This window comes from Dyadobacter crusticola DSM 16708, from assembly GCF_000701505.1.
Classification (GTDB): Bacteria; Bacteroidota; Bacteroidia; order Cytophagales; family Spirosomataceae; genus Dyadobacter; species Dyadobacter crusticola.
In genome coordinates this window covers 154,255-166,890 of record NZ_JNJB01000004.1, presented here as the reverse complement: position 1 = coordinate 166,890, position 12,636 = coordinate 154,255, and the positions used below count along the sequence as shown (strand labels likewise).

The 12,636-nt window shown below is 47.1% G+C and carries 13 protein-coding genes; 9 read left to right on the top strand and 4 right to left on the bottom strand.

The features are described from left to right. Positions 1–259 precede the first annotated feature (259 nt). Positions 260–1,000, bottom strand: coding sequence for a hypothetical protein (locus Q369_RS0104210; protein WP_031526556.1), 741 nt, complete (start codon positions 998–1,000; stop codon positions 260–262). 308 nt (positions 1,001–1,308) lie between these two features. On the opposite strand from Q369_RS0104210, the gene Q369_RS0104205 reads away from it, so the two are divergent. From Q369_RS0104205 to Q369_RS0104195, 3 genes are all read left to right on the top strand, one after another. Continuing rightward, entirely contained in the window at positions 1,309–3,690 is a 2,382-nt protein-coding gene (locus Q369_RS0104205) for a TonB-dependent receptor (protein WP_031526555.1), read from the top strand. Between the two features lie 70 nt (positions 3,691–3,760). Beyond that, complete coding sequence (locus Q369_RS0104200) at positions 3,761–4,786, top strand: sensor histidine kinase (RefSeq protein WP_031526554.1); 1,026 nt, start codon at positions 3,761–3,763, stop codon at positions 4,784–4,786. 19 nt (positions 4,787–4,805) lie between these two features. Continuing rightward, entirely contained in the window at positions 4,806–5,573 is a 768-nt protein-coding gene (locus tag Q369_RS0104195) for a LytR/AlgR family response regulator transcription factor (RefSeq protein ID WP_031526553.1), read from the top strand. Between the two features lie 71 nt (positions 5,574–5,644). Here Q369_RS0104195 and Q369_RS0104190 read toward each other — a convergent pair whose 3' ends face one another. Continuing rightward, complete coding sequence (locus tag Q369_RS0104190) at positions 5,645–6,010, bottom strand: hypothetical protein (RefSeq protein WP_031526552.1); 366 nt, start codon at positions 6,008–6,010, stop codon at positions 5,645–5,647. A 320-nt stretch (positions 6,011–6,330) separates the two neighbouring features. Between Q369_RS0104190 and Q369_RS0104185 the strand changes: the two genes are divergently transcribed. After that, positions 6,331–7,023, top strand: coding sequence for a ferritin-like domain-containing protein (locus tag Q369_RS0104185; protein ID WP_031526551.1), 693 nt, complete (start codon positions 6,331–6,333; stop codon positions 7,021–7,023). A 28-nt stretch (positions 7,024–7,051) separates the two neighbouring features. After that, positions 7,052–7,876, top strand: a complete 825-nt coding sequence (locus Q369_RS0104180; protein ID WP_031526550.1) for a ferritin-like domain-containing protein — start codon at positions 7,052–7,054, stop codon at positions 7,874–7,876. Positions 7,877–7,952: 76 nt separating this feature from the next. Here Q369_RS0104180 and rbsK read toward each other — a convergent pair whose 3' ends face one another. Then, a complete protein-coding gene (gene rbsK / locus Q369_RS0104175; protein WP_031526549.1) occupies positions 7,953–8,876 on the bottom strand; it encodes a ribokinase in 924 nt (307 codons plus the stop codon). A 92-nt stretch (positions 8,877–8,968) separates the two neighbouring features. Between rbsK and Q369_RS0104170 the strand changes: the two genes are divergently transcribed. Beyond that, a complete protein-coding gene (locus Q369_RS0104170) occupies positions 8,969–9,883 on the top strand; it encodes an NmrA family NAD(P)-binding protein (RefSeq protein WP_035332974.1) in 915 nt (304 codons plus the stop codon). Positions 9,884–10,104: 221 nt separating this feature from the next. Beyond that, positions 10,105–10,869, top strand: coding sequence for a LytR/AlgR family response regulator transcription factor (locus tag Q369_RS28200; RefSeq protein WP_051663910.1), 765 nt, complete (start codon positions 10,105–10,107; stop codon positions 10,867–10,869). Positions 10,870–11,064: 195 nt separating this feature from the next. Here the strand turns inward: Q369_RS28200 and Q369_RS0104160 are convergent, their stop codons facing one another. Continuing rightward, positions 11,065–11,577, bottom strand: a complete 513-nt coding sequence (locus Q369_RS0104160; protein WP_051663909.1) for an energy transducer TonB — start codon at positions 11,575–11,577, stop codon at positions 11,065–11,067. A 127-nt stretch (positions 11,578–11,704) separates the two neighbouring features. Here Q369_RS0104160 and Q369_RS0104155 point away from each other — a divergent pair, with 127 nt between their 5' ends. Next, positions 11,705–12,043: an ArsR/SmtB family transcription factor gene (locus Q369_RS0104155; RefSeq protein WP_031526545.1), complete on the top strand. Its 339-nt coding sequence runs from the start codon at positions 11,705–11,707 to the stop codon at positions 12,041–12,043. Further along, a complete protein-coding gene (locus Q369_RS0104150; protein ID WP_031526544.1) occupies positions 12,033–12,533 on the top strand; it encodes an SRPBCC family protein in 501 nt (166 codons plus the stop codon). The genes Q369_RS0104155 and Q369_RS0104150 overlap by 11 nt, the downstream gene beginning before the upstream one ends. Positions 12,534–12,636: the final 103 nt, after the last annotated feature.

Here is a 12,636-nt window from a genome sequence, read left to right as displayed (position 1 = left end):
CGCCTGAGACCGGTTGAAGCCGGTTTGCAGTGGATTTTCGAGTAAGAGAGGTTAAGTTCAGGCGGGCGACTGGCCGGTTGTGCTGCCTTGTTTTTGACGCTGCAAAAGTAGATGGACTGTGTTACGCGAATATTATCTACGGGTTACGCAATAGTTAATGTATAGCCGTTTGCATTGCCCGAGTGTGTCTTTTATTTTACCAAAACTAAAAGAGCTGCCCGGGGAGGAGCAGCTCTTAAAAATTAAAAAGCAATGCTTCTTAATTTACTTCCTGAATGGCATTTTTATCAACAAAGATGTGTGCGTAAGAGTATTCACCTTCATTTGCATTGATGGCTGAGAAGGAAAGTGTCATTTCTGATTCTTCTGCAGTAAATGTGATGGTCTTGTCAACCCACACCGCCTGCTTGCCTGTCAGATCCACGTAATCGGCTACTGCGCCGGTGGAGTAGGAGCGGACCAGATGCACTGCTTTGGCATAAGTTGCTACGAACGGAAGCAAATAGCCGTTATACTGGGTGGTTGCGACCCGAAAAGTAATTGTGTACTTTTTGCCAGGCTTCAGGTACTTCAATTTTGTTTTCACGCCCGAGCGTTTTCCATTCGGCGACCAAGTGTTTGAATTGGTAGTGACCGTCGCAATGGAAGCTGGACTTGTAGCTCCCGCGATAGCGGGCAGCGGTTTAGACCAGGGAGAATTGCTGTTGCCCCATAGATGTGTAAAGCTGGAAGACCCGGTAGGCAGTATTTGCGGATTATCCGGATTGGTCAGAATGTTGCGTTCCCAGTGAGTAGCATAAACATTGCTGCCGGTAGGTCCGTTGGTTGTCGGAAAGCTCGGCAGTACTACAATGCCTCCTCCTTCCTGTCCTTCTCTCAGGGACGAACTATTGCGTTCGTTCAACGGATCTGCTGTTTGCATGGTTTCTTCTGAACAGCTACTCAGCGTTAACAGACAAGCAATGGCCAAACCAACTGGCAACTTTTGTACGAGATTCATTTTTTTGATTTTTATAGTGAAACATCATTTGTACTGACTACAAAAAAAGTTGCTGTACAAGAATCAAGCAGTTGAAAATGAGCAGGTGGCTGTCAGGATTATTCTTCGGTATAAAAGCTAAATTTGATCGCAGATTAGCAGCGTTCGCATTACAGCTACTACGAATCAAGCATCCATTTATCTTCTACCAATCAGCGCAGGATTACTTCGCTTCGACCTGTTAAATCTACGGTTCGCCCCGAGAGCGGTTTTGCATGAGCGCGGTGTTGACAAGTTTTGTCTTGCTATTCAATCAAAAACAGGCAAAAATGAAGACATTATTATTAGCCATGACAATCCTGCTGAGCGAACAGGTTTTCGCGCAGCAACTTACTCAAACTGTCCGCGGGGTGATCCGGGACGAAGTTTCGCAGGCACCGGTAATCGGCGCGACAGTGTTATTGATACAGCCGGAAGGAGAAAGCCCGGTGGGCACGACCACCGATGTCAACGGAGCGTTCCGCATGGCGGGGGTACCGATCGGGAGACAGTCTTTTCGTATTACAATGGTAGGTTATGAAGAGCAGCTGCTGCCTAATCTGGTCGTTAATGCGGGAAAAGAGGTGATCCTGAATGTGACGCTGACTGAAAAGTTTGAGTCGCTGAACGAAGTTGTGATTACCGGCGACCGGGCCAGTGATAAGAGCAAGACAAATAACGAGCTTTCGCTTGTGAGCGGGCGGACTTTTAATGTAGAAGATACCAAACGGTACGCAGGCTCCCTGGGCGATCCTTCGAGAATGGCTGCGAATTTTGCCGGCGTGGTTTCCGGAGATGATTCCCGCAATGACATTGTGGTCCGCGGCAACTCGCCCACCGGCATGCTCTGGCAACTGGAGGGATTAAATATCCCCAATCCAAGTCATTTCGGTTCTTTTATGGCGACAGGCGGACCGGTAAGTATGCTGAACAACAATGTGCTGAGTAAGTCCGATTTTATGACAAGTGCATTTCCGGCCCAGTACGGCAACGCGCTGTCTTCGGTATTTGACCTTCAAATGCGAGAAGGGAATAACGAAAAGTATGAATTTATGGGACAAATCGGCTTCAATGGATTTGAGGCCGGGGTGGAAGGTCCATTCAGTAAGAATTCAAAAGCGTCTTTCTTGCTGAATTACCGATACTCCACACTCGGCGTTTTCAAGGCGCTGGGCATTCAATTCGGGACTGGCAGCGCGGTACCGGATTACCAGGACCTTAATTTTAAGGTGACAGTACCTACGGGACAAAAAGGCAAGCTGTCGTTATTTGGTATTTTGGGCAAAAGCGATGTGCAGTTCCTCGGGAGTGAAGTAGACACCACGCTCACTAATTTGTACGGAACTGAAAACAGCAATACCCGCGTAAATTATGCGACCAATATTGTTGGACTGGCGTACGATTACAATTTGTCTTCCCAAACTTTCGCCCGCCTTACCTTGGGAATGAGCACCACCCGGGAGCGGTTTTCAGGCGACTCGATCAGCGTCAGAACACGGGAAGAATTTCCGAGCGGGGAGTCGAAGTACAATACAGGCCGGTACTCTGCCGTGCTGAACCTTCGTCACAAAATCAATGCAAAAAGCAGTGTTTACGGCGGGGTGACTGTGGATTTACTGAACTTTGACCTCTTCAATAAATCCACCCACAAAGGCGGGACAGTAGATAGCGTGCGCGTGAATGTAAATGGCGAGCATACGATACTGACCCAGGCTTATGCACAATGGAGATATCGCATTTCGCAGCGCCTCCTGCTGACGACCGGACTGCATTTCCAGCATTTCAGCCGGAATAACAATACGGCCGTCGAACCAAGGGCTGGGTTGCGATATAGTTTTGCAGGCGGACAATCACTCAGCGCCGGTTACGGGCTAAACAGTCAGACGCAGAGCCTGTATAGCTATTTTATCCAAACGCCGGGTGAAAGGGGCCCGGTCCAGACCAATCAAGAGCTGGGTTTTACAAAGAGCCACCATTTTGTTTTGAGTTATGAAAACCGCATTGCCGAAAATCTCATGCTGAAAATAGAACCTTACTACCAGCTTCTGTACCAGGTACCTGTTGAAATGCGGCCATCTGCATTCTCTATGCTGAACACCGGCAGTTCTTTCGGGCCGGTCGAGCGGGATAGTCTCGTAAATGATGGTACGGGCCGGAATATGGGCGTCGAGCTGACGCTGGAAAGGTATTTCAATGTGGGCTATTACTTCCTTCTGACCACCTCGCTTTTTGATTCCAAATACAAGGGAAGCGATAAGGTGGAGCGCAACACTGCATTCAATACGAAATACGTGGTCAACCTGCTGGCGGGTAAGGAAATCAGAATGGGACAGAAGAAAGACCAGGTGCTGGGTTTTAATATTCGTACGACTCTTGTGGGTGGAAAATATTTTACGCCGCTGAACCTTGCTGCGTCACGCTTGCTCGGGGCGGCTGTTTACGATGAAAGACAGGCGTTTTCTGTTCGTCAAAATCCGTATTTCCGCACTGACCTGCGCTTTTCTTACAGGAAGGAAATGCGGAAGAGTACCGTGGAAGCCTCGCTGGATTTGCAGAATGTTACTGCCAATCAGAATATCTTTCAGCAAACTTATAATCCGCGGACCAATAGTCTGGCGAACCAGTACCAGCAGGGTTTTTTCCCGGTACCTTATTTCAGATATACATTTTAGTTTGATATCCCTACAAACTGGTAATTTAATGCACCGAACAATCACCATTGCATTGCCCCCAAAACAATAAATGAAGGAAACAGCATATTTACCAAACGATCGCAGAATGCGCCTGATCGGTATCCCGCTAGCCGGGATACTGATCCCCGCGATGATCAACTTTGAAGGTTTGCTGAACCTCAGCCTGGACTTTGGTATAGGTGTGCTGTTTTCCACATTGATCACCTTTGTGCTTTGGGAGGGTAACCGCGCCATTATCATTTACATGTTCAGAAAGTTTCCCGACCACAGTCAAACGGCTCGTCGGGTGCTTTATGAATCCGGACTGGGCCTTTTATATGTACTGCTCGTCAGCGTGATCCTGAACGAAACAATCTGCAAACCGTATTTCAAGCATAATGCATTTCTGATCACATTCCGGATCAGCATCGTGCCGACGGTTATTGTTTTCCTGATTTACGAAGCCGTTTATTTCTTCGAATCCTGGAAAATGAATGTGCGCAAAACCGAGTCGCTGATGCGGGAAGGAGTTCAGTCACAGCTGGAAGTGCTGAAAAACCAGCTAGACCCTCATTTTTTGTTCAACAGCATGAATACGCTTGCTGCATTGATCGACGATGAGAACACCGACGCGCAGGATTATCTGGAAAGGCTATCGGACGTTTACCGGTATGTGCTCGTAAGCCGCGGCAAGGATACCGTAACAGTGGAGGAAGAGATCGCGTTTGTGGATGCTTATGTGTACCTCAATAAAATCCGATTTCGGGATAACCTCCTGGTGGACAAGCATATTTCCGCCGCAGCATTACAGCAGCACGTAACGCCGTTGAGCCTGCAAATGCTGATCGAGAATGCAATCAAGCACAATGTGACTTCCCGCGAAAATCCACTGAGGATCACGATCCGGGATGATAACAATGCATATCTGGTGGTCGAGAACAACATTCTTGAAAAAACAACTTTGGAAAAATCGACACGGGTTGGTTTGCAGAATATTATCAACCGGTACAGTTTGCTAAGTGAGCGGCAGGTCGAAATTATCCGGCAGAAGGATCTTTTCACAGTCCGCATTCCTTTACTGCGACAGTTTGCCTGAGCGCCCAACATTTGTTGCCATGAAAGTTCTTATCATAGAAGATGAATATCCTGCCGCAGAAAGGCTTGAAAAGCTGATCCGGAAATTGGACCCGAAAATAGAAGTAGCGGCTGTGCTGGACAGTGTCGAGGCTTCGAGAAAATGGTTTGCAATAGGCGAGCCGGTAGACCTGATCTTCTCCGACATTCAGCTGGCCGACGGGTTGAGCTTCCAGATCTTTGAAGAGTTTCCTGCGCACAGCCCCATTGTGTTCACCACTTCGTACGATGAATACGCGATCAAAGCATTTAAGGTTAAAAGCATTGACTATCTCCTGAAACCGATCAAGTCGCCGGAGCTTGCCGAGGCGATCAGGAAGTATGAAACGATCAGAGAGGATTTTTCACCGAAAGCTTATGCGCGGAAAGTGGAGACTCTGCTGGACAGTCTGGCAATCAGCAAAAGACCTTATAAAACCCGCTTCCTTGTCAAGAACGGCGAGCAGCTGATCCCACTCAGCCAGGAGCTGGTGGCTTATTTTTATACTGCAAATGAAATGTCCTGTCTGGTTGCAGGCGACGGGCGGCAGTATCTGGTAGATTATAAACTGGAAGAGTTGGAATCCTTACTTGACCCTGCTGATTTTTTCAGGGTCAACCGCCAGTTTATCGCACGGATCAATGCAATCAATAAGATACATACCTATTTCAACGGAAAGCTGAAAGTGGAGCTGCGGCCGCAAACGGCGCAGGAGGTAATAGTGAGCCGCGAAAAGGCGCCTGCGTTTAAAGCCTGGCTGGAAAGTTGAAATAGTGTATAACAAAAGCGAGCTCCTGACCTCAGGAGCTCGCTTTTGTTCTTAATACTTAATACTGAATTCTAGTTCTTGGTCTCTCTTGTAGCTTCGATCGGGAACTCGCCGTCGTTTGTGACTACGATCCCTTTCATTGTATCTCCTGTCTGCACCATATCAATGGTGATCATTGAACCCTGGAAATCGAGCTTGAAAACGACCTTACCTTCGTTGATTTTCAATTCTTTCATCTCTGACTTGTCGGTGCTTCCCAGGTAGCCCACGATCTTGCCGCCTTTTTCTTCAAAAGTCATCGTACCAGACTCATATTCAGGCGGTACGTTGGTCACGGTGTATTTCCAGGTGCCAACCAGCGTATCAGCAGCGACTCTTGCGGCAACGAAGATTACGCTTACGGCAAGCATAGCAAGTAAAAGGAAGTTCTTTTTCATAGACTAACAGTACTTTAATGATAAAATGATATAAAATGTTGAGATCCAAATTTAGGAAAAAAGGAATGCGAAAAGGAAATGGTCAGATTATATTTTCGATAAGAAAATTACAGTACCGAAACATCTATTTACAAAAATTTGGTAATGGTATAATCATACGAAGTGCATGCTCTCAGAACATAATTCTGTGTTTTGTCTAAAAACAAAATCTATACTCCTAAAAGCTCTAAGATAGTTCCTGTTTTTTTTGATCCGTTTACCAGGGTGGCTCGTAGGTTTCGGTAATTGAAATTTCTCTCAACAAAACCGGATTTGCCGTAATGGAAAACAACTTACTACAAAATGCTGGCCCTATGCTTGAAAAGGTAAATCGGCGCTACTTTTTAAGATCAGCGGGAGTCGCTGCTGCAACTGGCGCCTTCATCATGGGATGTACATTGGACGATCACAACCTTCCTGGCGAAGTTGTGGATCTTGGAATGGGTGACATCGGAATCCTGAACTATGCATACGCACTGGAACAACTAGAAGCTGCTTTCTACACTCAGGTGATGATGACTCCGTACGCGGGAATGACCGAAGAAGAGAAGACGATCCTGACAGATATCATGTACCACGAGATCGTACACCGTCAGTTCTTCAAAGCTGCGTTGGGTGCTGCTGCGATTAAAGGACTTACTCCTAACTTCGATGGCATCGACTTCAACAGCCGTGCAAGTGTACTTGGCGCTGCTAAATTGTTCGAAGACACGGGTGTTCAGGCTTACAATGGTGCTGGAAACCTGATCGAAAATGTTAATTATTTGCTTATCGCTGGTAAAATCGTTTCGGTTGAAGCACGCCATGCTGCTGCAATCCGCGACCTGCTGAACCCTAACTCAACTGATTTCGCTGGGGACGACGTAGTTGATCCTGCAACAGGTTTTGACAAGGCATTGAAGCCTGGCGTGATTCTGCCAGCAGTACAGCCTTTCGTTAAAAATACGATCAGCGGAAGCGGTTTGCCACAATAATTAACAACATCTACAACTTCGGAACAAAATGAACATACTTAATATACTCGAGCAATTCGAAAAATTCGACGGTGACGCAGTGGAGCGTATCGGATATACATCCCGCCGTTTTTTCTTTAACAAAGTAAGCGCGAAGGTAGCTGCGGCTGCTACGCCTGCTTTCCTGGCCGGTGCAATGAACAAAGCATACGCACAGTCGGCTGATGCAGTTGAAGTGCTTAAATTTGCTTTGACACTGGAATACCTGGAAGACGAGTTTTACAAAGTAGGACTTGATACCGCTGGTTTGATTCCTTCTATGTACAGACCTGTATTCATGCAGATCAGCAAGCATGAGGATGCTCACGTGAAGTTCCTTGAAAAAGCGCTTGGACTTCAGCCAGGTGGAGCAAAACCAAAGTTCGATTTCACGGTAGGTGGTACTTACGATACCTTCACTAACTTCGATACTTTCGTATTCCTTTCACATGCATTTGAAGATACCGGTGTTCGTGCTTACAAAGGCCAGGCTGGAACTTTGATCAACGATCCGCAAATCCTTGAATATGCATTGCAGGTTCACTCGGTAGAGGCTCGTCACGCTTCTATTTCAAGAAAAATCCTTTCTAAGATCAGAAACAACAAGGCGATTAAATCCTGGATCACATTGGACGAAGGTTCACCTGCTCCGGTTTACCAGGGATCCAACAGCGAAGCTACGGTAGTTCAAGCTGGCGCTAACCTGCTTGATCTTGATCTGACTGGTATCCCTGATATGGGCGATATCAGATTCAAGGCTGCAAGTGAGGCTTTCGACGAAATCCTGACAAAGGATGAGACGCTGGCTATCGCAATGCCATTCATCGTTCCTTGATATATTAATGTAAAAGTGAGGATTGGGATGTGAAGAAAACAGGCTGTCTGAAAAGGCAGCCTGTTTTAGTTTAGGGCTAACTCAATTCGTTCCGGTAAGGCATGGAGCTCTGTGCCCCCATTCTCGTGACGCTGATTGCCGCTGCGCTGCCGGCAAATGTAACCGCATCGCCGAGCGGCTTGTTTTCTGAAAGGGCAACTGCGAGTGCACCATTGAAACAATCCCCTGCCGCCGTGGTGTCCATTGCCGTTACTTTTTTCGAGGTTACAAATGCACTGCTCTCTGCTGTCCGCAGGTAAGCACCTTTGCTACCCAGCGTTATGATCACGTTTTTACAGCCTTTTTCAATCAGCATTTCCGCGGCTTTCTCAGTTGCGTCATTGCTCGAAATGGTAACGCCGGTCAGCAATGCGGCTTCTGTTTCATTGGGGGTAATCAGGTAGAGGTTTGGGTAAATTGCTGCGGGCAGGTTTTGCGCAGGAGCGGGGTTTAATATGATCTTCGCTCCTTTTGCGTGTGCTGCGCGGATGGCAGATTCGACTGTGGGTAATGGAATTTCAAGTTGAACCAGCAGGATATCTCCGGCTGAAATCGCTGCAAGACCGAGCTCAGTGTCGGCCGGAGTGAGCCGGTTATTAGCGCCAGGCGCAACTGCAATGCAATTCTGCCCGTGCCGATCTACATTGATCAGCGCAACGCCCGAGGGAGCCACAGTGTCGGTAAAAACAAAGTCGGTATGGATCTGTTCCTGGCGGAATTGCTGTAAAGCTTGTGTTCCAAAAAGGTCATTACCAACTTTACAGATAAACGTTACATTCCCCCCCAGCCGCGCTGCTGCTACTGCCTGGTTAGCGCCTTTCCCGCCCGGCGTCATTAAAAACTCGCCGCCAATTACGGTTTCACCCATTGCAGGCAATCTGTCTGACTTGACCACCATATCCGTGTTGGAGCTCCCTACGACGTAGATCATGCGTATAAATGCGATTGGTTTAATGTTCATGCGACGACTTAACAATTGCAATTTAATGTGATTAGTTGGGTGGGAATAATAATTGTATCAAAAGCAACATACCTACTACTTCGAACTAAGAAATGGATTTGACAAAAGAAACAAACGCGGCGAGCTTCATTGTCGTAGCCGGCGCTACGGGACAGCTTGGCAGCAGGATCACACACTATCTCCTGCAAAAAGGAGCGAAAGTAAGAGCGATTGTTCGTAAAGGCAGCACTAACCCGCATGTGAATGTGCTCCGGGCGGCAGGCGCGGAGGTGGTTGAAGTTGATTTTACTGACATAGCCGGTCTAACACGCGCCATTACCGGCGCTTCTTGCGTGGTATCTGTGTTGTCAGGTTTGCGCGAGGTGATTGTCGGTGCACAAACCAGGTTACTGCAAGCCTCGGTTTCGGCAGGAGTTGCCCGCTTTATCCCATCCGATTATTCCATTGATTACACCAAACTGCAACCAGGCTCCAACCGCAATCTGGATTTGAGACGGGAGTTTAGCGAGGTGGTTGATAAATCAGGCATTAAGGCAACTTCGGTGCTCAACGGGATGTTTACGGATCTGCTCACTGGCGAGGCGCCATTGGTTTTGCCCGCAGTAAAAAAGGTACTTTATTGGGGAGATGCCGAGCAGCCGCTGGATTTTACCACGATTGAAAATACCGCTGAATTTACAGCCGCCGCCGCGCTCGATCCCACTACGCCAAGGTACCTGCGCATTGCAGGGGAAGTAGCTACTGTGAAGGATCTGGCCAGAGCTGCTAGTGAGGTGCATGGCAAAACGTTCGGTACTTTTCGGGTAGGCGGCCTAGGCTTGCTCGGTGCGATGATCAAAATTACGCGGACGATAGCTCCTCAGGAAAAAGAGACTTTTCCGGCCTGGCAGGGAATGCAATATATGCACAACATGTTTACCGGGTTGCCAAAGCTGGCGCCCCTTGATAATGGCCGCTATCCTGGGATCCGCTGGATTTCGGTTAAAGAGGTTTTGGCAAAAGGATAACAGTGGATCAGGCGGATTTCGGTCAACGCATTGTTGAACTATACCGATTTGCATTGCGTCCAAATCCATGCGACGGACTGTCGAACTATTTCTGTTAAAGCAATTGACATTAGGAGAATTAAAGACTAGGTTTACTTCAGGTTATATTAGGCCCGAGTGCGTAAACATGAAAAAATCTTAAATCCTTTTATTGTTAGCCTTGCTAACATGCCTGCATTGATATGAGCGCAGCCGCAAAAATTCTTATCGTAGAGGATAATCAATTGCTATCGAGACACCTGGAAGTTGATTTAGGCGGAAAAGGTTTTGTAATCAGCGGAGTGGCCAGAAACCTGACAGAGGCTGTTTCTATCATGAAAAAGCAAAGTGCGGACCTTGCCTTGATTGATATGAAACTGGACGGGCCCGAAGATGGGATTGCAACTGCACAGGAATTATTACGGATCAAATGGATACCGATTATATACATAACCGGTGAAGATGCTTACGAAGAGATCGCCGAACGAAGCCAATCAACTTACCCGGCGGCTTTTCTTGAAAAACCGGTACGCTCCAACGAGCTGGTGGTGCAGATCAACCTTGCATTGCACAACTTTCAAGCGGGTAATTTGCCGGCTGCCAAAACAAACCAGACAGAACACATTGTGTTTTTTACTGACAAGGAACACATTCAGGTAAAGCAGAATAACATTCTTTTTATTGAAGCAGACGGACCTTACGCGAGGCTCTATCTGACCACGGAGGAGTTTGTAAAGCTCTATCCCGGAAAGACATACAATCACATTCACATTTCTCCCAACATCGGCCGGATCTTCCCGGAACTCAAACCGACGTTTTTCAAACTATCGCGCAAGCATGTGATCAATCTCGATCATATTACAAGAATGAGCGCATCCCAGATCGTGATGGGAAACCACATTATACCCATTCCGGAAGGCAGAAGATCGGAGCTGATCGCTGAACTAAATGTAGTGCGCAGCAGGTAGATTTACTTCGTTAGCTGAAACACCGATTTAATACGAAAAAAACCGACGCTGGTTAACTTCCTGATCAGGAGAAGGGAGGGTAGCTTATATTTACATTACGTAAACGCTCTTAAAACCGCGTGAGCTCTCCTTAATCAGAATGAGATCGTGCAGCGCCTCCGGGTTCTGCGCGATTTTGCATTTCAGGGCTGACACTTACTCAAATATTACCGGCAAGGAGTACCTCGAACTGATCGGTTCTCCGTCTTTCTGAGCGGGCTTCCATTTTGGCATTAACAAAACTACCCTGAGCGCTTCCTCGTCACAGCCAAATCCAATTCCTTTCAATATAGTAGCGTCGCCGATTTCACCATCTCGGGCAATCATAAATGAAACATAAACTTTGCCAATCACACGCGCTCTCGAAGCGGCTTCTGGCTTCTTGAGGTACTTTTTAAAGAACTGGTACATAGCTTTGTTGCCTCCCGGAAATTCGGGATCGGTATCCGTGCAGATCAGTTCTTCATTGTGTGGGATCATCGTTGCGCTTGGGTCAAGCGCATTGGGCATGTTGTCAATCGGGTAGCTGGAAGGCGTTTTGTTAATGATAACAGCGTTTGTATCTATCACCATTTCATTCCGCAGGCCCGGGTGTTTCTGGCAACGGGAGGTTACAAACGGGAGCAGAAATAACATAAAAAGTGCCGGAAGTTTGATGAGTATGTTCATATCTATATATAATTTACTTAAATATAAGTTTTGTTCTTTATTGAGTCAAATGGAAGCAAGATTTTAATTTAAAAATTTGCGCAACCGGAAAGTTGCGTGTATATTCGCAACTATAAAGTTGCACGTCATGCCAAAGGAGTTAAGAAGAGACGTTTTTCAAGCGATTGCCGACCCGACGCGGCGCGCAATATTGAGTATGATCGCATTGCAGGCTATGACGCCGAATGCGCTGGCGGAGCATTTTCAAACATCCCGGCAGGCAGTTTCAAAACACATTAAGGTACTTACTGAATGCGAGCTTGTGACCCAGCAGGTGTCGGGAAGGGAAATCTATTATCATTTCAATGCAATGCAAATGAAGGAGGTCGACCAGTGGCTGGCGCAGTTCAAAAAGCTATGGGAAGACCGGTTTAATCAACTTGATCAAGTATTAATTAACTTAAAAACAGAGGATTATGAACAGTAACTTGTTGATGAATTTCGAAGTGGACAAAGCAAACAAGAAGATCAATGTGGAGCGTGCCTTTGCAGCACCAATTGTGAAAGTATGGGCTGCCTGGACGGAGCCTGCGCTTCTTGACCAATGGTGGGCGCCAAAACCATGGAAAGCAAGAACCAAGGCAATGGATTTTCGGGAAGGCGGGAACTGGCTTTACGCGATGGTTGGCCCGGAAGGGGAGGAGCATTGGGCGCGTGTCGATTATGAGACGATCAACCCTTTGACTTCGTTTTCAGCCAAAGATGCATTTTGTGATGAAAACGGGAATCTGAATGATGAGTTGCCCGGATCGCATTGGAACAACCAATTCAATGAACAGGGTGGGCAGACAGTTGTTTCCATGCAAATCACGTTCGAAGAATTGGCGCATCTGGAAACCACATTGGAAATGGGCTTCAAAGAAGGATTTGAAATGGGACTGGGCAATCTGGACGAACTGCTCGAAAAGCAGGCCTAGGGATTTTCCATTACCAATATTCCACGATATTGCCAGGTGCATGTACATCAGGCAATATCGTGGCAGTGAAGTATATGTTTTGCTTTGGTAAATTTTGCAGCTC

Bases quoted from the DNA above. Each gene is read 5' to 3' on its own strand.
- Q369_RS0104210 (WP_031526556.1), bottom strand. From the start codon at position 1,000: ATGAATCTCGTACAAAAGTTGCCAGTTGGTTTGGCCATTGCTTGTCTG.
- Q369_RS0104205 (WP_031526555.1), top strand. From the start codon at position 1,309: ATGAAGACATTATTATTAGCCATGACAATCCTGCTGAGCGAACAGGTT.
- Q369_RS0104200 (WP_031526554.1), top strand. From the start codon at position 3,761: ATGAAGGAAACAGCATATTTACCAAACGATCGCAGAATGCGCCTGATC.
- Q369_RS0104195 (WP_031526553.1), top strand. From the start codon at position 4,806: ATGAAAGTTCTTATCATAGAAGATGAATATCCTGCCGCAGAAAGGCTT.
- Q369_RS0104190 (WP_031526552.1), bottom strand. From the start codon at position 6,010: ATGAAAAAGAACTTCCTTTTACTTGCTATGCTTGCCGTAAGCGTAATC.
- Q369_RS0104185 (WP_031526551.1), top strand. From the start codon at position 6,331: ATGGAAAACAACTTACTACAAAATGCTGGCCCTATGCTTGAAAAGGTA.
- Q369_RS0104180 (WP_031526550.1), top strand. From the start codon at position 7,052: ATGAACATACTTAATATACTCGAGCAATTCGAAAAATTCGACGGTGAC.
- rbsK (WP_031526549.1), bottom strand. From the start codon at position 8,876: ATGAACATTAAACCAATCGCATTTATACGCATGATCTACGTCGTAGGG.
- Q369_RS0104170 (WP_035332974.1), top strand. From the start codon at position 8,969: ATGGATTTGACAAAAGAAACAAACGCGGCGAGCTTCATTGTCGTAGCC.
- Q369_RS28200 (WP_051663910.1), top strand. From the start codon at position 10,105: ATGAGCGCAGCCGCAAAAATTCTTATCGTAGAGGATAATCAATTGCTA.
- Q369_RS0104160 (WP_051663909.1), bottom strand. From the start codon at position 11,577: ATGAACATACTCATCAAACTTCCGGCACTTTTTATGTTATTTCTGCTC.
- Q369_RS0104155 (WP_031526545.1), top strand. From the start codon at position 11,705: ATGCCAAAGGAGTTAAGAAGAGACGTTTTTCAAGCGATTGCCGACCCG.
- Q369_RS0104150 (WP_031526544.1), top strand. From the start codon at position 12,033: ATGAACAGTAACTTGTTGATGAATTTCGAAGTGGACAAAGCAAACAAG.